Consider the following 19,367-nt stretch of genomic DNA (forward strand, 5'->3'; position numbering starts at 1 on the left):
GTACAGGACTCGAACCTGTGACCTCCTGCACGTCAAGCAGATGCTCTACCAGCTGAGCTAACCGTCCATATTCTGTTTTGCTGTAGTCAGCTCAATTATGATAGCATAGGATGGAATAAAAATCAAGCCCTTTTTGCAAAAATCTTCAAAAAATCTTTCCAGGGCTGGCCGGGACGCCTCTGCCGGAGGGGCGGGAAAGCGGGCGAAGGCTGGGAGTTAAAAGGTTATCGTTGCCCCTTTTTTATAGGTGTGCTATAATAAGATGATTACAATAGGAAAGGTATCGCAGAATGAGAGTATTGGGCATCGACCCGGGCTACGCCATCGTGGGATGGGGCGTGGTGGATTACACGGGAAACCGCTTTGCACCGGTGGATTTTGGCGCAGTGTGTACCGACGCCGGCGTGCCGTTCGAGCGGCGGCTGGACGAGGTGTATGCGGGTGTCAAGGACGTCATCGAGCGGACGCAGCCGGAGGTGCTGGCGATTGAAAAGCTGTTCTACCAGCACAACCAGACCACCGTCATCGGCGTGGCCGAGGCGCGCGGCGTCATCCTGCTGGCGGCGGCGCAGGCGGGTCTGCCGATCTACGAGTACACCCCGATGCAGGTCAAGCAGGCCGTCACCGGCTACGGCAAAGCCGTGAAAAAGCAGGTGCAGGAGATGACCCGCATTCTGCTGCATCTGCCCGCCATCCCGAAGCCCGACGACACCGCCGACGCGCTGGCGATGGCCATCACCTTCTGCCACACCAACGGCAGCCAGCTCAACCGCTTTGTACGGCGTGTGCCGGGGCCGATTTGAGGTTGTTATTATGATATACAGCTTAACCGGAAAGATCATCAAAAAGACCCTGAACGCTGTGGTCATCTGCTGCGGCGGCGTGGGGTACTACGCCCAGTGTCCGGCCAGCGTGGCCGGTGCGCTGCCCGGCGTGGGGAACGAAGCCACCATCTATACGGTGATGAACGTCACCGAGAACGATGTCAGCCTCTACGGCTTTGCCAGCGAGGAGCAGCAGGCCTGTTTTGAGCTGCTCACCTCGGTGTCGGGCGTGGGCGCGAAAGTGGGGCTTGCCATCCTGAGCGTCATGGAGCCCGACCGTGTGGCGCTGGCCATCTCGGCGGGCGACCACAAAGCCTTCAAGGCCGCGTCCGGCGTCGGCCCCAAGCTGGCCCAGCGCATCGTACTGGAACTGAAAGATAAGGTCGCCAAAGGCTTTGCCGCCGGCATCGACCTGGAAAACGTGGCAGGCGCTGCTTCGGACACCGCCGCCGCACAGGGGGCAGGACAGGCCATCGCCGCGCTGGTGTCGCTGGGCTACAGCCAGAGCGAAGCCGCGCTGGCCGTCTCCAAGATCGACGGTACGCTCCCGGTGGAAGAGATCATCAAGCTGGCGCTGCGCAGCATGGCGGGCAGGAGGTAAACGATGCAGGACGATACCGCGCTCTATGGCGCAAAAATGATGCAGCCCGGGATGACGACGGCGGACAGCGAGGAAAACAACCTCCGCCCCCAGCATCTGGAGGACTACATCGGACAGGAAAAGGTCAAGCAGAACCTGAAAATCTATCTCGAAGCGGCCAAGCGCCGGGGCGAGCCCATGGACCACATCCTGCTCTACGGCCCTCCGGGTCTGGGCAAGACGACGCTGGCGGGCATCATCGCCAACGAGATGGGGGTGCAGATCCGCATCACCAGCGGCCCGGCCATCGAAAAGCCCGGCGACCTCGCCGCCCTGCTGACCAATCTGCAGGAGGGCGACGTCCTCTTCATCGACGAGATACACCGCCTCTCCCGGCAGGTGGAAGAGGTGCTTTACCCGGCACTGGAAGATTACGCGCTGGATATTATGATAGGCAAAGGCCCCAGCGCCCAGAGCATCCGCATCAATCTGCCCCGGTTCACGCTGGTGGGTGCGACCACCCGTGCGGGCCAGATCACCGGCCCTCTGCGCGACCGCTTCGGCGTGCTGCTCAAGCTGGAGCTCTACAGCCCCGACGAGCTGAGCAATATCATCATCCGCTCGGCGGGCATCCTCGACCAGCCCATCACCCCCGAGGGTGCTTATGAGCTGGCTAAGTGCAGCCGCGGCACGCCCCGTGTGGCGAACCGCTTCCTCAAGCGTGTGCGCGACTTTGCCACCGTGCTGGGCGACGGCATCATCGACCGGGATGTGGCGTTGCTGAGCCTCAAGCGGATGGACGTGGACGCGCTGGGTCTGGACGAACTGGACCGCAGCCTGCTCCGCGCTATCATTGAAATGTACAACGGCGGCCCGGTGGGTCTGGAAACACTGGCCGCAGCCCTCGGCGAAGAGGCCGTGACACTGGAAGACCTGTGTGAGCCCTACCTGATGCAGATGGGCTTTCTGACCCGGACGCCCCGAGGCCGCTGCGCCACCCGGCTGGCTTATGAGCATCTCGGCCTGAAAGCGCCTGAGAGCGACAGCGCCGAGGACAATGGACAGCAGAGCTTATTTTAAGTGAGGTATTTACTATGGGAAAGTATTTTGGTACCGACGGTGTGCGCGGCGTGGCTGGTGCAGACCTGACCTGTGAGATGGCGATGCTCATCGGACGCGGCGCTGCCGCTGTGCTGACCAGCAGCACTGGCCACAAGCCCCGTATCCTCATCGGCAAGGACACCCGCCAGTCTGGTGATATGCTGGAAGCTGCCCTGACCGCCGGTCTGTGCAGCGTGGGCGCGGACGTCGAGAGTCTGGGCGTCGTCCCCACTCCCGCCGTGGCCTATCTGGTGCGCAAGTACAATGCCGACGCCGGCGTGGTCATCTCGGCGTCTCACAACCCGATGGAATTCAACGGCATCAAAATCTTCGCCAGCACCGGCTACAAGCTGCCGGACGAGGTGGAGAACGAAATTGAAGCCTACATCGACAATAAGTGCGCGGGCCTCAAGCTGGCCACCGGCGACGATGTGGGCCGCGTGACCTACCGCACCGACGGCATCAAGGACTACGCTGACCACCTGTATGAGTCCATCAACGGCGACCTGTCCGGCCTGAACGTCTGCATCGACTGCGCCAACGGTGCCTCTGCAGCAGTAGCCCGGCAGCTGTTCCCCCGTCTGGGCGCAAAGTGTACCTTTATCGGCGTGGAGCCTGACGGAAAGAACATCAACGCCGGTGTGGGCAGCACCCATCTGGACAATCTGGAAAAGGCTGTCATCGAGGGCGGCTTTGACTGCGGCATCGCCTTTGACGGCGACGCGGACCGCTGCCTCGCCTGCGACGAGAAGGGTCAGGAGATCGACGGCGACAAGGTCATCGCCCTGCTGGCCATGAACATGAAGGAAAAGGGCTGTCTGGACGGCAATACTGCGGTCGTCACCGTCATGTCCAACCTGGGCTTCATCAAGTTTATGGAGTGCCAGGGGATCCACACCGAGAAGACCGCCGTCGGCGACCGCTATGTTCTCGAGAACATGCGGGAGAACGGCTATGCCATCGGCGGCGAGCAGAGCGGCCACGTCATCCTGCTCCACCACGCCACCACTGGTGACGGTGAGCTGACCGCCGGCAAGCTGCTCAAGCTGCTGGCCGAGAGTGGCAAGAAGATGAGCGAGCTGAACGGCATTTACGCCCAGTACCCTCAGGTGCTGGTGAATGTGGTGGCCAACGCCGCCCAGAAGGCCGCCTACAAGGGTGACAAGGTGCTGGCCGACTTCATCGAGAACGAGCAGCAGAAGCTGATGGACATGGGCCGTGTGCTGGTGCGCGTCTCCGGAACTGAGCCGAAGATCCGCGTCATGGTGGAGGGCCAGGACCTCGAGGCCATCGACCTGTGCGCCAAGCGCATCGTGGATAAAATCAACGAGCGAATCATCGAAGGTTAAGATAGAGATAAAAAGCAGGAAGGAGGACGCATATGCGCCCTGCAGATACATGGAAAGACTACGAGCTGCTGGATGCCACCGACGGCAACCGGCTGGAACGCTGGGGCGAGACGCTGCTTGTCCGGCCTGACCCGCAGGTGGTGTGGAAGACGCCCCAGCAGAGCCCCCTCTGGGCCAAGGCGGACGCCGTTTACCACCGTTCCAATCAGGGCGGCGGCGAGTGGGAGTACCGCCGCCGTCTGCCCGAAAAGTGGAAGATCACCTGTGGAGAAGGGGAGGATAAGCTGACCCTCATCGTCAGCCCCACCGGCTTCAAGCACACCGGCGTCTTCCCGGAGCAGGCCGTCAACTGGGCCTGGTACGCCAAGAAGATCCGCGCCGCAGGCCGGCCCATTAAAGTTTTGAACCTCTTCGGCTACACCGGCGGTGCAACGCTGGCCTGTGCGGCGGCGGGCGCTACCGTCTGCCATGTGGATGCCTCCAAGGGCATCGTCGCATGGGGCAAGGACAATGCCGCCGCCAGCGGCCTCGCCGACCGGCCCATCCGCTGGCTGGTGGACGACTGCGCCAAGTTCGTCGCCCGCGAGAAGCGCCGCGGCAACACCTACGACGGCATCATCATGGACCCGCCGAGTTATGGACGCGGCCCCGGCGGCGAGATCTGGAAGCTGGAAGACTGCATCTACGACCTCATCAGCCAGTGCGAAGAGGTGCTGAGCGACAAGCCGCTCTTCTTTGCGGTCAACAGCTATACCACCGGCCTTTCGCCCGCCGTCATGGAGTATATGCTCAAGACGACGCTGATCCCCCGCTTTGGCGGAAAGACCAGCTGCGACGAGATCGGCCTGCCCGTCTCCGCCACCGGCGGCGTCGTTCCCTGCGGCGCGACGGCGATTTGGGAAGAATAAACCTCTCAGTCTCGCTATCGCTCGACAGCTCCCCTACCGAGGGGAGCCTCTGGCGAAGAGATAAAGCTTTACGGAATGCCAAGGCCTCTCCTCGATAGGAGAGGTGGCAATGCGAAGCATTGACGGAGAGGTTAACATCTAAGAATGGGGTACAGCCCCTTTCAGAGGGGCGCACCACCAGAAAGAGAAAACAAATGAGTGAAACGATACTGACAGCAGAAAACTTAAAGTTCCGCTACGACTCGGAGCAGCCCGGCTACGCGCTCAACGGCGTCTCCATGCAGGTCAAGCGGGGCGAGTTCGTGGCCGTGCTGGGCGCAAACGGCTGCGGCAAATCCACCCTTGCCAAGCACTTCAACGCCATCCTCCTGCCGGAGGAGGGCAAGGTGTACGTCGAGGGCATGGACACCGCCGATGATGACAAGCTCTATGACATCCGCCAGACCGTGGGCATGGTGTTCCAGAGCCCGGACAACCAGATCGTCGCCACGGTGGTAGAGGAAGACGTGGCTTTCGCGCTGGAAAACCTCGGCGTTCCGCCGGAAGAGATGCGCCGCCGCGTTGATGACGCCATGAAGATGGCGGGCATCTACGAGTTCCGGGAGCGCGCACCCCACAACCTCTCGGGCGGCCAGAAGCAGCGCGTCGCCATTGCGGGCGTCGTCGCCATGCGTCCCGACTGTCTCATCCTCGACGAGGCCACCGCCATGCTCGACCCTTGCGGCCGTGAGCAGGTGATGCAGACCATCCACCACCTCAACAAGGATCTGGGCATCACCGTTGTGTCCATCACCCACTACATGGAAGAGGCCGCGCAGGCCGACCGTGTTCTGGTGATGAGCCAGGGCAATGTGGTGATGGAAGGCACCCCGAAAGAGGTGTTCAGCCAGACCGAAAAAGTCCGTTCTCTCCGCCTCGACGTGCCGCAGGCCGCAGGGCTGCGGGATGAGCTGGTCAAGGCCGGCATCCCCATGCCCGAAGGCATCATCGACACCGGCGAGTGCGCACAGGCTCTGTATGAGCTGCTGAAGTAAGGGGGGGACGGAAACATGGCAAGCATTATCAAAGTAGAACACCTGAGCTATGTCTACAACCCCGGTATGCCGAACGCAGTCACCGCGCTGGACGACGTGAGCTTTGAGGTGGAAGAGGGCGATTTCGTAGGCATCATCGGAGCCACCGGCTCCGGCAAGAGCACCCTCATCACCCACATGAACGGTCTGAACAAACCCACCAGCGGCAAGATCATCATTGATGGCCGCGACCTCTGGGCCGAACCGGAAAAGATCCGGGATTTCCGTTTCCTGACGGGTCTGGTGTTCCAGTACCCGGAGTACCAGCTCTTTGAGGAAACATGCTATAAGGACATCGCCTTCGGCCCGAAGAATATGGGCCTCGACGAGGCGGAGGTCGATAAGCGCGTCCACGAGGCGGCAGAATTCGTCGGCCTTGATGAAGCGTTGTTGGAGCGCAGCCCCTTTGAGCTGTCCGGCGGACAGAAGCGCCGCGTAGCCGTGGCGGGCGTTATGGCCATGAAGCCCCGTATCCTCGTTCTGGATGAGCCCGCGGCCGGCCTCGACCCCGAGGGACGGGATGAGATCTTGTCCGAGGTGAAGGACTACCACAAAAAGACCGGCACCACGGTGCTTCTGGTTTCCCACAGCATGGAGGACATTGCTAAGTACGCCGACAAGGTGTTGGTGATGAGCCGGAAGAAGATCGCCATGTACGACACGGTGGAGAAGGTCTTTGCCCGCGCTCCCGAGCTGCTGGAACTGGGCCTCTCCGTGCCGCAGGTGACGAAGATCTTCCTCAAGCTGCGGGAGATGGGCGTGGACGTCCCGGCGGACGTCTACACCATCCCCTACGCCGTCAAGATGATCCTGGCGGCAAAAGCCCGGCGGGATGCAGGGGAGACCCTCGTCTTACCCCGGAATGATGATCAGAAAGGGGGTGCAGCCGAATGCTGAGAGATATTACCATCGGCCAGCACTTCCCCGGCAACAGCCTCGTCCATCGTTTTGACCCCCGGCTCAAGCTGGTGCTGACCATCCTGTATATCGTGCTGCTCTTTGCGGCGTCCAACCCGCTGGGCCTTGCGCTTTCGCTGATTTTCCTCGCCGTGATGTACGCGGTAGCGAAAATTCCCTTCAAGCTCATCCTCAAGAGCCTGAAGCCCATCTTCCCCATCATCGTCTTTACGGCGGTGCTGAACCTCTTCTTTGTCTCGGGCGAGGGCGACCCGGTGTTCAAGCTCGGATTTCTGACCGTTTACGCGGAGGGCATCCGGTATGCTGTACTGATGGCGGTGCGCGTCATGGCCCTCATCGCAGGCACGAGCCTTTTGACCTACACCACCAGTCCCATCGTCCTGACGGACGCCATCGAGCAGCTGCTCAAGCCTCTTGGCAGGCTCCACTTCCCGGTGCATGAACTGGCCATGATGATGAGCATCGCGCTGCGGTTCATTCCTACCCTCATCGAGGAGACCGACAAGATCATGAACGCCCAGAAAGCCCGTGGTGCGCAGCTGGACAACGGCAAGATGACCGAGCGCATCAAGGCGCTGGTCCCGGTGCTGGTGCCGCTGTTCATCTCGGCTTTCCGCCGCGCCGACGAGCTGGCCATGGCTATGGAGTGCCGCTGCTATCGCGGCGGCGACGGACGCACCCGCCTCAAGGTGCTGCGGTGCGAAAAGCAGGATTACATCGACCTTGCAGTCTGCATTGCGTGTTTTGCGGTGATCCTCGCTTCGAGATTGGTGTTCCCGAATTTCTAAAGTGCGATAGATATGTTCTCTTTTGATGTCAAAAGAGAACCAGAAAACCACCAGCGATTTCGACGCGCTGGATCCACGAATCAAGGGCTGCTCGCCCTTGATAATCCCAAAGAGGATGTCGAAACGGAAAAAAGCTAGCCGCTTCGCTAAACGCTTTTTTCTCGTTTCTCCGATTTTGAATGATACGGACGGGAAAGTTGTAATTTCATTGATGAATTATCTTCTTACTTTAGCATACGACGGCACGAACTACTGCGGGTTTCAGGTGCAGCCCAACGGGCGGAGCGTAGCTGCTGTGTTTCAGGACGCCCTGGAGGCGGTGCTGGGCTGTCGGCCCGACATCAAGGGCTGCAGCCGCACCGACGCCGGCGTCCACGCGCTGGGCTTCATGCTCAACTTCCACGCCGACACCCGCATCCCGGCGGCAAAGCTGCCGCTGGCGCTGAACCAGCATCTGCCCCCGGACATCCGGGCGCTGGAAGCGCGGGTGGTGCCGGACGATTTCCACGCCCGCTATGCGGCCCACACCAAGACCTATCTCTACCGCATCCACAACAGCCCGATCGACTCGCCCTTTGCAGCGCGGTATTACACCAAAGTGCCGGGGCGGCTGGATGCCGATAAGATGCAGCAGGCGGCGCAGTATTTTGTGGGAAAGCACGATTTCCTCGCCCTCTGTGCCTCGGGCAGCTCGGCTGCGGCTCACGGCGACACTGTGCGCACCATCACGGCCTGTGACGTTCAGCGCCGGGGCGACGACATCGACATCACGGTGACGGCGGACGGCTACCTCTACAACATGGTGCGCATCCTTGCAGGCACCCTCTGTGAGGCCGGTTCGGGGCGTCTTGCGACTGAGGCCGTGCCGGGCATCCTCGCCAGCCGCGACCGCAAAAACGCTGGGCCGACGCTGGCGGCGAAAGGGCTTTTCCTCAAGAGCGTGGACTACGACACGCCCATAGAATAACGCAAACATGACCGATGCTCCCGGAGGGAAAACGCCCCTTTGGGAGCACTGTCATTGAACAAAGGGGACAGGAGAGTATGAGAAAAAGACAGCGCGGCACCCGGCCTGTGTCGGACGAGCCGCTTTCGGCGGGACGGGTCGAATACCTCGAGCAGGCCCGCGAGCGGGTGCGGAACCGGCGCATCCGCCGCACGGCACTCATCGTCGTGGCGCTGACGCTGGTGGTGCTGTTCACCACCGGCATCGTGGGCAGCTCTGTTGCCATGGCCAAGGACTGGGCCGATACCGCCCGCATCCTGCTCTTCCCCGGCACGGGCTGGCCCCAGCAGACCGGCGTTATGGAGGTGAAACAGCTTGCCTCCATGAACAGCAGCTTTGTGGAGCTGGGCGAGGAAGGGTGCGTGGTCTGGTCCCGCACCGGCACCCGGCTCAACTCCATCCAGAGCGGCTACGCCCGCCCTGCGCTGGCTGTGGGCAAGAACCGCTTTGTGCTCTACAACCGCTCGGGCAATGAGCTGCGGGTGGAGAGCCGAACCCAGAACCTCTACACCAAGACGATGGAGAACAGCATCACCCTCTGTGCCATGGCCGACAACGGCACACTGGCCGTCGTCACAGAGGACCCCGGCAGCGCGGCCCGGCTTCGGGTCTACTCGTCCTCAATGGAGCAGCTGCTGAGCTGGAGCCTCACCATCGCCGACGGCACCCCGCTGCGGCTGGCCTTTTCGCCGGATGGGCGGCGGCTGGCAGTGGCGGCGGTGACGGTAAACGGCGGCCAGATGGTCACGAATTTCTATGTCGTCACCCTGGCGCAGGGCGACCCCATGCTGGTGGGCAGCGGAAGCGGCGCGGCCCAGTGGCTGAGCTGGACCGGTTCCCAGAGCATCCTGGCCGTCTGCGACAGCCGCGCTGTCCTCTACAACGCATCGGGCGGCGAGCAGGCAGCCTATGACTTTACCGGGCAGACCCTCCGCGACATCTCGGTGGACGCTTCGGGCAATACTGCCCTTCTGCTGGCCTCCGGCCAGCTCTGTCAGGCCGTGATGCTGGGCCGTGACCTCGGCGTCGAGAACACCACGCAGGTGCAGGCGTCCAACCGCATCGTCCGGGCAGGAGACACCTTTTATCTGCTCACCGATACAGGCGTGGAGTGCCTTTCCACCGACGGCACCTCCCAGTGGACCCAGAGCCTTTCGGCCCGCCCACAGGGTCTGCTGGCCGACCGCAGGCAGCTGCTGGTCTTCTGCGGCAATACGGTGCAGGTATTGACCCCGTCTGCGGCGGAAAACAACGCTCAAAGCAATACATAATAAGGAAAACAAGGTATGTTCAAGAATCCGTCATTTCTTTTTGATATAGTATGTACCGTGGTCTGGCTGCTTCTGGCTGTGCGCTATGCCCGCAAGGGCTTTCTCGCAGCCAGTGTCCAGCTGGGCGGGAATGTCTTCAGCCTCGTGGGCGCCCGGGTCTTTTCGGGCTGGGCCGCTGCCGAGGTGTTCCAGCGCTTTCTGGCCGGGAGCTTCCGTACCCAGATCGCCGAGAGCATCTCGGCCGGAGGGGTCGTGGACCTGACCGGCATCGCGGACAAGTACGCGGGCTTTCTGCCCGAGAGCTTCCGCGCCTCCATCGTGGAGACCTGCGAGCGCTCCATCTCGGCTGTGCTCAGCGACAACGCCGTGGTGCTGGCGGACGCCATCGTCCAGAAGGTGCTGGCTCCGCTGCTCACGCCGGTCATCTCGGTCGTGCTCTTTTTCGTGGCCTTTGCCCTGCTGCGGATGCTGGTGAGTATGCTGGTCACCGTGCTGGGCCTCGTCAACCGGCTGCCGGTCATCGGCACCGTCAACCGCTGGCTGGGCTGGGTCACCGGCTGTGTCGCCAGCACCATGGACATCTATCTGGTGCTCTGTGTGGTGTGGGCCGTCATCGTCATCACCGGCGGCAATCTGACCGTCCTGAACGATACGGTCATGAGCAGCAGCCTTTACTATAAAGCATTCAATCTGTTCAACCCCTTCCTGTAAAGGGGAGCTTTAGGAGGAACCTATATGGTCTGCAATCGCTGTCAGAAACGTCCGGCCATCATCTTCGTCCAGCGGATGGAGAACGGCCAGATGAAAAATGAGGGCTTTTGCCTGCACTGTGCGCGTGAGCTGCACATCAAGCCGGTGGAAGACCTGATGAAGCAGTTCGGTATGTCCGACGAGGACATGGATAACATGGAAAACCGGATGGAGAGCATGATGGATGAGATGGGGGACGCGAACCCCCTCTCCCTCATGATGAATATGGGCCAGCCCATGGGCGGCGAGGAGAACGAAGGGGACGACGACCTTGTCCCCGGCTCCAGCGCTACCTTCCCGCTGGGCGTCAAGGCGGAGGGTGATGCCGGAAACAGCAAAAAGGCCCAGAAGAACGGCAAGAAGCCGCCCCGCCGCAAATTCCTCGACACCTACTGCGAGAACCTGACCAGCAAAGCCCGGGAGGGCAAGCTCGACGACATCGTGGGCCGCGACCGCGAGATTTACCGCACCATTCAGATTTTGAGCCGCCGCCAGAAGAACAACCCCTGCCTCATCGGTGAGGCGGGCGTCGGCAAGACGGCCATTGCCGAGGGCATCGCGGAGCGCATCGCCAAGGGCAATGTCCCTGTGGGTCTGAAGGATAAGGAGATCTTCCTGCTGGATCTGACCAGCCTCGTGGCCGGCACCCAGTTCCGCGGCCAGTTCGAGCAGCGGGTCAAGGGCCTGCTGAGCGAGGTCAAGGCCGCTGGCAACATCATCCTGTTCATTGACGAGATCCACACCATCACCTCCGCCGGTGAGAGCGAGGGTGCCATGAACGCGGGCAACATCCTCAAGCCTGCCCTCTCCCGCGGTGAGATACAGGTCATCGGCGCCACCACCTTCAACGAGTACCGCAAGTATATCGAGAAGGACCAGGCCCTTGAGCGCCGCTTCCAGCCCGTCCGCGTGGAAGAGCCCAGCGTGGCCGATACGCTGGCCGTCATGAACGGCATCAAGAAGTATTACGAGGAGCACCACCATGTGCAGGTGGATGCCGATGTGCTGAGCGCCATCGTCACCCTCAGTGAGCGGTATATCACGGACCGCTACCTGCCCGATAAGGCCATCGACCTGCTGGACGAAGCCTGCGCCTGCTGCAATCTCGCCCACCCGGTCATCTCGGAGTATCTCGAGATGCAGAAGGAGCTGGACGGCCTCAGACAGGAAGAGGCAGACATGGAGTCCTCCGACGTCAATGAGGCCATCGACTATGAGCAGGTGGCCGAGCGGAAGACCCGCATCGCCAAGCTCGAGGCAGAGCTGCCCGCAAAGCAGGCTGCTGCCAGTGAGATAAAAGTGACCATGGACGATGTGGCAAAGGTCATTGAGCTGTGGACGGGCATCCCGGCGGTGAAGATCCAGGAGACGGAGTTCGTCAAACTGGCCGGGCTGGAAGCCGAGCTGAAAAAGAAGATCATCGGTCAGGACGAGGCCGTCCATCTGGTGGCACAGGCCGTCAAGCGGAGCCGCGCCGACCTGTCGGGCCGCCGCCGCCCCGCAAGCTTCATCTTCGTCGGCCCCACTGGTGTCGGCAAGACGGAGCTGGTCAAGCAGCTGGCAAACCAGCTCTTCGACGGCCCCGACCCGCTCATCCGTCTCGACATGAGCGAGTATATGGAGAAATATGCGGTGTCCCGCATGATCGGTTCGCCTCCGGGCTATGTGGGCTACGAAGAGGCCGGCCAGCTCACCGAAAAGGTGCGCCGCCGCCCCTACAGCGTGGTGCTGTTCGATGAGATCGAAAAGGCCCACCCCGACGTTATGAACATCCTGCTCCAGATCCTCGACGAGGGCAAGATCAACGATGCACAGGGCCGGACGGTGGACTTCTCCAATACGGTCATCTGCATGACCTCAAACGCCGGCAGCGGCGACAAGACGACCTCCGGCCTCGGCTTCAACAAGAGCGAGGAACAGCTGAGTGAGGAAAAGACCCGCAAGGCTCTGAGCCAGTTCCTGCGGCCTGAGTTCCTTGGCCGTGTGGATGAGGTCATCGCCTTCAAGCCGCTGAGCCAGCAGACGCTGGAAGGCATCGCGGCTCTCATGCTGGATGAGTACAAGCCCAGCATGGAGGCCAAGGGCATCGCTTACAGCTACACTCCGGCGGCTCTCTCTGCCCTCGTGGCCAAGAGTCAGGGCGGCAAGTTCGGCGCCCGCGACCTGCGCCGCGTCATCCGCAAGGCTGTGGAGGACCCCGCCGCCGAGCGCATCATCGACGGCACCCTGAAAGCGGGCGGCAGCCTGACGGTGGATGCCGAAAATGGTGAAGTCATCTTAAAGTAAAGCAAACAGAAACGGCACTCCGAAGCAGTTCGGAGTGCCGTTTGTCATAGGCAGACTTAGTCGAGGGAGACAGGGAACTCGGGCTTGTTGGCCATACGGGCATTGGTGCGGCCCTCGGGGATGATCTCGCCGGCGGCGGTCAGCGCCAGCTTGGTGAGGGTGGGGCCTACCAGCTCATACACCAGCACCGAGAAGAGCACGACGTTGCGCACCATTCAGGCGGCAAAATTGAAGATTCCTTAACAAATGGCCGAAAAGGGCAAAAAAACAGGGCCGCTGCCTGCGCAGTGACCCTGTTGTATGCAACAATCGTGAATTCAGTTGAACTTGAAGATCTTCCGTGCGATGCGGTAGCCGCCCACCACGATGGCGTCGCCCTTGGGGAAGGGCAGATTGGTCACGCCGCCGAAGCCGAAGCGGATGGAGCGGTAGACTGCGGCGCTGGTGTGCTCGCGCAGATACTGCCACAGGCCCTTCTGCTTTTCTTTCGCCTCGGCGCTGCCGTCCAGCAGCAGGAAGATGTCGCTGACGGCCATCATCATGGAGAGGTAGTGGAGCATATAGGTCCGCAGTTTCTTCTCGCCTTTGAGGGCGTCGAGGTCCTGACAGTCGATCATATGCTTGGTGACGCGGAGCTGCTGGTCCACGCGCTTGACCATGATGCTCTCGTTGACACTCTGGTCGGCACGGCCGATGAAGTAGCGGTAAAGGTCAAGGTCCATATAATACATGGTCTTGACGAAAGGCAGAGGCTGGTAGACGAAGATGTTGTCCACGTAGAAGGTATGCTTGGGCAGCACCATGCCGCACTTGCGCAGCACCTCAGTGCGGTACATGACTGAGTGCATCAGCAGGTTCTGGTCGGGGCGGAAGTGGCCGACGTGCATCCAGGTGAACAGACGCTCCTGCGGGAAGATGTTGGTGTACCGCACAGTGTGGCTGGTGCCGTCCTCGGTGTGCTCGTAGACATAGTTGCAGATCATGAGGTCGGGGGCGGTGCCGCGGGTCACGAGGGTGTGCAGGCGGGCCAGCACCTTCTGGAGGGCGTCGGTGTCCAGCCAGTCGTCGCTGTCCACGACTTTGTAGTAGAGGCCGGTGGCGTTGCGGATGCCCTGGTTGACGCCCTCGCCGTGGCCGCCGTTCTCCTGGTGGATGGCCTTGACGATGGTGGGGTACTTGGCAGCGTACTCGTCGCAGATGGCCGGGGTCTCGTCCTTCACGGAACCGTCGTCCACGAGGATGATCTCAGCTTGCTCCCCGGCGGAGAGCAGCGTTTCGATGCAGTGGCGCATATATGCCGCCGAGTTGTAGCACGGGACGGCAAAAGTAATGAGTTTCTGTTGCATAAAAATAAGCTCCTTATCGTGCTTGCCCGGCCATGTTCAGAACAAAATGGACCGGAGATGGAGATATGTATTCTTATTATAGCATTTTCGCGCACAAAAAGCTAGGAACACCAGCAAATACCTGCCAGAAAACGACGACAGAAGAGCGATCTGATACCATTTCGGGCCGGGCTGTGCTATAATAATACGGATACAGATTTGAAAAACGCAGGAGGCACCCATGGCAGACCCGCATTCTATCTTGAAAAAAGTTTTTGGCTACGACAGTTTCCGCCCCGGACAGGAGGACATCGTCCGGCGGCTGCTGGACGGGCAGGATGTGCTGGCGGTGATGCCCACCGGTGCGGGCAAATCCATCTGCTATCAGGTGCCGGCGCTGCTTCTGCCGGGCATCACCATCGTGGTGTCGCCGCTGGTCAGCCTGATGAAGGACCAGGTGGGGGCGCTGGTGCAGGCCGGTGTGGCGGCGGCTTTCCTCAACAACAGCCTCACCGACAACCAGAAGGCCCTCATGCTCCGCCGCGCCCGGGAGGGCTGGTATAAGATCATCTATGTGGCCCCGGAGCGGCTGGAAATGCCGGGCTTCCAGCGCTTCGCGCAGGAAAAGCTCATCAGCATGGTGACGGTGGACGAGGCCCACTGCATCAGCCAGTGGGGGCAGGACTTCCGCCCCAGCTATCTGCGCATCAAGGAGTTCGTGGACAGTCTGCCGAATCGCCCGGTGGTGGGCGCGTTCACGGCCACGGCGACGGCCCGGGTGCGGGACGACATCCGCAGCCACCTCGAGCTCCATCAGCCCTATGAGGTGACGACCGGCTTCGACCGGCCCAACCTCTACTTCGAGACGCGCCGCGCCCTGCCCAGCCAGAAGCCGAAGGAGCTGCTGGACCTTGTGCTCCGGGAGGGCGACAACGCGGGCATCGTCTATTGCAGCACTACGAAGCAGGTGGACGAGACGGCCCGCCTGCTCCAGAGCCGGGGCATCCGGGCAGCGGCCTACCACGCCAAGCTGGACGCCGAGGTGCGCCGGAAGAATCAGGACGACTTCCTCTACGACCGCGTTCAAATCATGGTAGCGACCAACGCCTTCGGCATGGGCATCGACAAGCCCAACGTCCGGTTCGTCATCCATTACAATATGCCCAAGGATCTGGAAAGCTACTATCAGGAGGCGGGCCGCGCGGGCCGCGACGGTCTGCCGTCCCGCTGCATCCTGCTCTATTCCGGTACGGATGTGCGAACCATCCGCTTCTTCATCGACAAAGAGATGGAGGCGGACAACGGCCTGCCCGCCGACGTCAAGGCCGAGGCGGCCCGCAAGGCGGAAGAGCGGCTCAAGTATATGACTTTCTACTCCACCACCCAGAAGTGCCTGCGGCGGTTCATGCTGAACTATTTCGGCGAGGCCGCACCTGAAAAGTGTGGCAACTGTTCCTGCTGCCTCTTTGCCGAGCAGAATGCGCAGGAGGTGGAACAGCGCGCTGCCGCCGCAAAGCAGAGGGCCGCGGCCAACTCCCGGCGGCTGTCGGCCCGCCGTGCTGCTGCCGGCGGCGACCTCAGCGAGGCAGACGAGAAGCTGCTGGCCGCGCTCTACGCCCTCCGCAAGCGTCTTGCGGCGAAGCAGAATGTTCCGGCCTACATGGTGTTCAGCGACGCGACCCTCCGCGAGATGGTCCAGAGCAAGCCCCTGAGCATGGACGAGTTTTTGAACATCACCGGCGTCGGCGAAAAGAAAGCCGCCCGCTATGGCATGGCGTTCCTGCGGGCCATTGAGGATATGGTGGGAAGCAGAGAATAAGAAAAGGCGCAGATCTTCCACGAGCGGAGAGGCTCGTTGTGGAAAATCTGCGCTTTTTGTTTATCGTTCCATCGTATGGGTGGAGAACACTTTTTCGTCCTGCCACCACACCGGCTGCCCGGCGGCAAGGGACTTGGGAACATCCAGCAGACGCTGGTTCCGGCTGCCCCGGAAGCGGAGGGAGATGTCGTGCTCAGCCTCCACGAAGCGGCCATCCACCAGCACATCCAGCAGACTCAGCAGCTCGTCGGTGACTTCGCACCGCGCGTGGCAGGGGACTTTGCCGGTCAGCTGCTCCCAGGTGTAGCCGGAGTAGCACCAGACCGTTTTCTTCGGGTAAAGGGCTTTGAAATTTTGCACGAAGGTCACCAGCTCCCGCTGGTTCTCCGGCTCCATCGGCTCGCCGCCCAGCAGGGAGAGGCCCGTGATATAGTCCGGCTTGCAGGAGGCGAACACCTCGTTGCGGACGGGCTTGTCGAAGGGCTGGCCATAGCCGAAATCCCATGCCACCTCATTGAAGCAGCCGGGGCAGTGGTGGCGGCAGCCGGAAACGAAGACGCTGGTGCGGACGCCCGGCCCGTTGGCGATGTCGTAATATTTAATAGTCGCGTAGTTCATAAATCAGACCTGAAAGCAGAGCACACTGCTTTGCCTTGCAATTTTTTTGTGCTTGGGTAGCTTGCCAATGGCTCTCCCCTTGGGAGAGATGGCGCGAAGCGCCTGAGAGGGTCACAAGTGTAACACCCGATCCTTGATCTCCTGCGTCCGGCCCTGGTTCCAGAACTGGGTGCCGATATAGCCGCAGGTGCGGCGGGCGACATTCAGCTTGTTCTGGTCACGGTTGCCGCACTTGGGGCATTCCCACACCAGCTTGCCGTCGTCCTCGACGATCTTGATCTCGCCGTCGTAGCCGCAGCACTGGCAGTAGTCGGACTTGGTGTTCAACTCGGCGTACATGATGTTGTCGTAGATGAACTGCAGCACGCTCATGACCGCCTCGAGGTTGTCCTGCATATTGGGGACTTCCACATAGCTGATGGCACCGCCCGGAGACAGCTTCTGGAACTCGCTCTCAAACTTCAGCTTGGTGAAGGCGTCGATGTGCTCGGAGACATGGACATGGTAGCTGTTGGTGATATAGTTCTTGTCGGTGATGCCGGGTACGATGCCGAACCGCTTCTGCAGGCACTTGGCGAACTTGTAGGTGGTGGATTCCAGCGGGGTGCCATAGAGGGAGTAGTCCATGTTCTCGGCCTTCTTCCACTCGTTACACTTGTCGTTCATGTGCTGCATCACGCTGAGGGCGAAGGGCTTTGCGCCGGCGTCGGTGTGGCTCTTGCCGGTCATATACTTCACGCACTCATACAGGCCGGCGTAGCCGAGGCTGATGGTGGAGTAGCCGCCGAAGAGCAGCTTGTCGATCTTTTCACCCTTCTTGAGGCGGGCCAATGCGCCGTACTGCCACAGGATGGGGGCGGCGTCGCTAGGGGTACCCAGCAGGCGCTTGTGGCGGGCCTGCAGAGCGCGGTGGCAGAGGGCCAGACGCTCGTCAAAGATCTTCCAGAACTTATCAAAGTTGCCGCCGGAGCTGAGGGCCACGTCCACCAGGTTGATGGTCACGACGCCCTGATTGAAGCGGCCATAATATTTGGGCTTGCCGGTCTCAGGGTCAATATAGGGGGTCAGGAAGCTGCGGCAGCCCATGCAGGTGTAGCAGTGGCCCTCGCCGTTTTTGTCTACCTTCAGCTCGAGCATCTTCTTCTCGGAGATGTAGTCGGGGACCATCCGCTTGGCGGTACACTTGGCAGCCAGCTCGGTCAGGTAGTAGTAGGGGTCACCGGGGTGGATGTTGTCCTCTTCCAGCACATAGATGAGTTTGGGGAAGGCGGGGGTGATCCAGACACCGGCCTCGTTCTTCACGCCCTGATAGCGCTGACGGATGGTCTCCTCGATGATGATGGCGAGGTCGGCTTTCTCCTGCGCATTGCGGGCTTCGCCCAGATACATGAACACGGTGATGAAGGGGGCCTGGCCATTGGTGGTCATGAGGGTGACGACCTGATACTGGATGGTCTGGACGCCGCGGTTGATCTCGCTGCGCAGGCGGCGTTCCACGATCTCACGCTTGCGCTCAGCGGAGACATCCAGACCCTCCATCTCGGCCTCGACCTCGGCAGCGATCTTCTTGCGGGAGACGTCCACGAAGGGGGCAAGATGGGTCAGGCTGATGCTCTGACCGCCATACTGGTTGGAAGCCACCTGTGCAATGATCTGGGTGGCGATGTTGCAGGCGGTGGAGAAACTGTGGGGCTTCTCAATATAGGTGCCGGAGATGACGGTGCCGTTCTGGAGCATATCGTCCAGATTGACGAGGTCACAGTTGTGCATGTGTTGGGCAAAATAGTCGGAGTCGTGGAAGTGGATAAGGCCTTCCTGATGCGCCTTAACGATCTCCGGGTCCAGCAGCAGGCGGGCAGTCAGGTCTTTGGAGATCTCACCGGCCATATAGTCGCGCTGGACGCTGTTGACGGTGGGGTTCTTGTTGGCGTTCTCCTGCTTGACTTCTTCGTTCTGGCACTCGATGAGGCTCAGGATGCGCTCGTCGGTGGTGTTGGTCTGGCGCTTGAGGCTCTGGATATAGCGGTAGGTGATATAGTGGCGGGCGATGTCATGGGCCTTGATGTCCATGAGCTGGTTTTCCACCATATCCTGTACCTCTTCCACGCTGACAGCGCGGTTGAGTGCCTGACACTGGTCGGTCACAGCTGCGGCGATGTCAGTGATCTGCTCCCGGGAGAGACGGGCCTTGCCGCCTACCGAATCGCTGGCCTTGGTAACAGCGGTGATGATCTTGGTAATATCAAAAGGCACTTCCGCACCGTTGCGTTTGATGATCTTCATAGCGCTCCTCCTGTTTCGCGTATACAGTGTGAACGGGTGTCTCCTGATACAAGAGGCACCCGCAACTCTCATTGGTCGTTGATACTATCATATCACTATTTAGTGATATGTCAATGGAAGAACCACTACATTTTGTGTTTTGTAGCTTTCGCCAAAAATAGAGGAAAATTTCCGGAACAAAATTTGAGACGAAACCTCTTGACAATCTGCGCAAAGGAAGTAGTGCTTTCCGCGGGGTAATAAAGGCCATTGTCTATACTGTACCCCCTTATATAATACATTATAAAAGACAAAAGACTTTGCCTGAAGAATACAGGAGGATGAAGCTGATTTGAGCCAGCACGAAAAAACCTGAAAAAACTTGCAAAAAAGTGTTGACATCCGGCCCGGTGTATGGTATTATACTTGAGCGCCAAGCGCTGAGACAAAAGAATGACTTCTGAGTCCCAGCTGGAAGTAAAGCGAAAA

At 60.6% G+C, this 19,367-nt stretch carries 18 protein-coding genes; 13 read left to right on the forward strand and 5 right to left on the reverse strand.

Annotated features, from left to right (window positions below; all coding sequences use genetic code 11):
- Positions 1–290: 290 nt before the first annotated feature.
- The 12 genes from ruvC to AAAU26_RS02705 all read left to right on the forward strand — a co-directional run bounded on the left by ruvC (position 291) and on the right by AAAU26_RS02705 (position 12,854).
- Positions 291–803 carry a crossover junction endodeoxyribonuclease RuvC gene (ruvC, locus tag AAAU26_RS02650; RefSeq protein WP_227619462.1) on the forward strand — a complete coding sequence of 171 codons (513 nt, stop codon included), beginning with the start codon at positions 291–293 and terminating at the stop codon, positions 801–803.
- A gap of 10 nt (positions 804–813) precedes the next feature.
- A complete protein-coding gene (gene ruvA, locus AAAU26_RS02655; protein WP_015565234.1) occupies positions 814–1,425 on the forward strand; it encodes a Holliday junction branch migration protein RuvA in 612 nt (203 codons plus the stop codon).
- A 3-nt stretch (positions 1,426–1,428) separates the two neighbouring features.
- Complete coding sequence (gene ruvB / locus AAAU26_RS02660; protein WP_227619463.1) at positions 1,429–2,484, forward strand: Holliday junction branch migration DNA helicase RuvB; 1,056 nt, start codon at positions 1,429–1,431, stop codon at positions 2,482–2,484.
- 14 nt (positions 2,485–2,498) lie between these two features.
- Positions 2,499–3,854: a phosphoglucosamine mutase gene (gene glmM, locus AAAU26_RS02665; protein WP_227619464.1), complete on the forward strand. Its 1,356-nt coding sequence runs from the start codon at positions 2,499–2,501 to the stop codon at positions 3,852–3,854.
- A 32-nt stretch (positions 3,855–3,886) separates the two neighbouring features.
- A complete protein-coding gene (locus tag AAAU26_RS02670; protein ID WP_158396005.1) occupies positions 3,887–4,762 on the forward strand; it encodes a class I SAM-dependent methyltransferase in 876 nt (291 codons plus the stop codon).
- A 194-nt stretch (positions 4,763–4,956) separates the two neighbouring features.
- Positions 4,957–5,796 carry an energy-coupling factor transporter ATPase gene (locus AAAU26_RS02675; protein WP_227619465.1) on the forward strand — a complete coding sequence of 280 codons (840 nt, stop codon included), beginning with the start codon at positions 4,957–4,959 and terminating at the stop codon, positions 5,794–5,796.
- Between the two features lie 15 nt (positions 5,797–5,811).
- A complete protein-coding gene (locus tag AAAU26_RS02680) occupies positions 5,812–6,732 on the forward strand; it encodes an energy-coupling factor transporter ATPase (RefSeq protein ID WP_227619466.1) in 921 nt (306 codons plus the stop codon).
- The gene (locus AAAU26_RS02685; protein ID WP_158396011.1) at positions 6,726–7,541 is read left to right on the forward strand and encodes an energy-coupling factor transporter transmembrane component T family protein; all 816 of its coding nucleotides are present in this window, start codon (positions 6,726–6,728) and stop codon (positions 7,539–7,541) included. The genes AAAU26_RS02680 and AAAU26_RS02685 overlap by 7 nt, the downstream gene beginning before the upstream one ends.
- Before the next feature lie 211 nt (positions 7,542–7,752).
- On the forward strand, positions 7,753–8,508 hold the full coding sequence (gene truA / locus AAAU26_RS02690; RefSeq protein WP_227619467.1) for a tRNA pseudouridine(38-40) synthase TruA: 756 nt from the start codon (positions 7,753–7,755) through the stop codon (positions 8,506–8,508).
- A gap of 77 nt (positions 8,509–8,585) precedes the next feature.
- Positions 8,586–9,818 carry a DUF5711 family protein gene (locus tag AAAU26_RS02695; RefSeq protein WP_227619468.1) on the forward strand — a complete coding sequence of 411 codons (1,233 nt, stop codon included), beginning with the start codon at positions 8,586–8,588 and terminating at the stop codon, positions 9,816–9,818.
- 15 nt (positions 9,819–9,833) lie between these two features.
- Positions 9,834–10,529 carry a hypothetical protein gene (locus AAAU26_RS02700; protein WP_227619469.1) on the forward strand — a complete coding sequence of 232 codons (696 nt, stop codon included), beginning with the start codon at positions 9,834–9,836 and terminating at the stop codon, positions 10,527–10,529.
- A 24-nt stretch (positions 10,530–10,553) separates the two neighbouring features.
- Positions 10,554–12,854, forward strand: coding sequence for an ATP-dependent Clp protease ATP-binding subunit (locus tag AAAU26_RS02705; RefSeq protein ID WP_227619470.1), 2,301 nt, complete (start codon positions 10,554–10,556; stop codon positions 12,852–12,854).
- 56 nt (positions 12,855–12,910) lie between these two features.
- On the opposite strand, the gene AAAU26_RS02710 is transcribed toward AAAU26_RS02705, so the two are convergent.
- Together AAAU26_RS02710 and AAAU26_RS02715 are read right to left on the reverse strand one after the other, a co-directional pair.
- Complete coding sequence (locus tag AAAU26_RS02710; RefSeq protein ID WP_227619471.1) at positions 12,911–13,069, reverse strand: hypothetical protein; 159 nt, start codon at positions 13,067–13,069, stop codon at positions 12,911–12,913.
- 102 nt (positions 13,070–13,171) lie between these two features.
- Entirely contained in the window at positions 13,172–14,200 is a 1,029-nt protein-coding gene (locus AAAU26_RS02715; protein ID WP_227619472.1) for a glycosyltransferase family 2 protein, read from the reverse strand.
- A gap of 220 nt (positions 14,201–14,420) precedes the next feature.
- Between AAAU26_RS02715 and AAAU26_RS02720 the strand changes: the two genes are divergently transcribed.
- Positions 14,421–15,998 carry a RecQ family ATP-dependent DNA helicase gene (locus AAAU26_RS02720; RefSeq protein ID WP_158396022.1) on the forward strand — a complete coding sequence of 526 codons (1,578 nt, stop codon included), beginning with the start codon at positions 14,421–14,423 and terminating at the stop codon, positions 15,996–15,998.
- Between the two features lie 60 nt (positions 15,999–16,058).
- Here AAAU26_RS02720 and nrdG read toward each other — a convergent pair whose 3' ends face one another.
- From nrdG to AAAU26_RS02735, 3 genes are all read right to left on the reverse strand, one after another.
- On the reverse strand, positions 16,059–16,616 hold the full coding sequence (nrdG, locus tag AAAU26_RS02725) for an anaerobic ribonucleoside-triphosphate reductase activating protein (RefSeq protein ID WP_207677588.1): 558 nt from the start codon (positions 16,614–16,616) through the stop codon (positions 16,059–16,061).
- Between the two features lie 111 nt (positions 16,617–16,727).
- Complete coding sequence (gene nrdD, locus AAAU26_RS02730; protein ID WP_227619473.1) at positions 16,728–18,899, reverse strand: anaerobic ribonucleoside-triphosphate reductase; 2,172 nt, start codon at positions 18,897–18,899, stop codon at positions 16,728–16,730.
- Between the two features lie 280 nt (positions 18,900–19,179).
- On the reverse strand, positions 19,180–19,367 hold a 188-nt coding region (locus tag AAAU26_RS02735), incomplete at its 5' end, for a hypothetical protein (RefSeq protein WP_349180908.1).

The sequence above is a fragment of the Faecalibacterium longum genome (assembly GCF_040094125.1).
Taxonomy (GTDB): domain Bacteria; phylum Bacillota; class Clostridia; order Oscillospirales; family Ruminococcaceae; genus Faecalibacterium; species Faecalibacterium longum.

Bases quoted from the DNA above. Each gene is read 5' to 3' on its own strand.
- AAAU26_RS02700 (WP_227619469.1), top strand. From the start codon at position 9,834: ATGTTCAAGAATCCGTCATTTCTTTTTGATATAGTATGTACCGTGGTC.
- AAAU26_RS02670 (WP_158396005.1), top strand. From the start codon at position 3,887: ATGCGCCCTGCAGATACATGGAAAGACTACGAGCTGCTGGATGCCACC.
- AAAU26_RS02675 (WP_227619465.1), top strand. From the start codon at position 4,957: ATGAGTGAAACGATACTGACAGCAGAAAACTTAAAGTTCCGCTACGAC.
- nrdG (WP_207677588.1), bottom strand. From the start codon at position 16,616: ATGAACTACGCGACTATTAAATATTACGACATCGCCAACGGGCCGGGC.
- ruvC (WP_227619462.1), top strand. From the start codon at position 291: ATGAGAGTATTGGGCATCGACCCGGGCTACGCCATCGTGGGATGGGGC.
- glmM (WP_227619464.1), top strand. From the start codon at position 2,499: ATGGGAAAGTATTTTGGTACCGACGGTGTGCGCGGCGTGGCTGGTGCA.
- AAAU26_RS02705 (WP_227619470.1), top strand. From the start codon at position 10,554: ATGGTCTGCAATCGCTGTCAGAAACGTCCGGCCATCATCTTCGTCCAG.
- AAAU26_RS02685 (WP_158396011.1), top strand. From the start codon at position 6,726: ATGCTGAGAGATATTACCATCGGCCAGCACTTCCCCGGCAACAGCCTC.
- truA (WP_227619467.1), top strand. From the start codon at position 7,753: ATGAATTATCTTCTTACTTTAGCATACGACGGCACGAACTACTGCGGG.
- AAAU26_RS02710 (WP_227619471.1), bottom strand. From the start codon at position 13,069: ATGGTGCGCAACGTCGTGCTCTTCTCGGTGCTGGTGTATGAGCTGGTA.
- ruvB (WP_227619463.1), top strand. From the start codon at position 1,429: ATGCAGGACGATACCGCGCTCTATGGCGCAAAAATGATGCAGCCCGGG.
- AAAU26_RS02720 (WP_158396022.1), top strand. From the start codon at position 14,421: ATGGCAGACCCGCATTCTATCTTGAAAAAAGTTTTTGGCTACGACAGT.
- nrdD (WP_227619473.1), bottom strand. From the start codon at position 18,899: ATGAAGATCATCAAACGCAACGGTGCGGAAGTGCCTTTTGATATTACC.
- AAAU26_RS02715 (WP_227619472.1), bottom strand. From the start codon at position 14,200: ATGCAACAGAAACTCATTACTTTTGCCGTCCCGTGCTACAACTCGGCG.
- AAAU26_RS02680 (WP_227619466.1), top strand. From the start codon at position 5,812: ATGGCAAGCATTATCAAAGTAGAACACCTGAGCTATGTCTACAACCCC.
- AAAU26_RS02695 (WP_227619468.1), top strand. From the start codon at position 8,586: ATGAGAAAAAGACAGCGCGGCACCCGGCCTGTGTCGGACGAGCCGCTT.
- ruvA (WP_015565234.1), top strand. From the start codon at position 814: ATGATATACAGCTTAACCGGAAAGATCATCAAAAAGACCCTGAACGCT.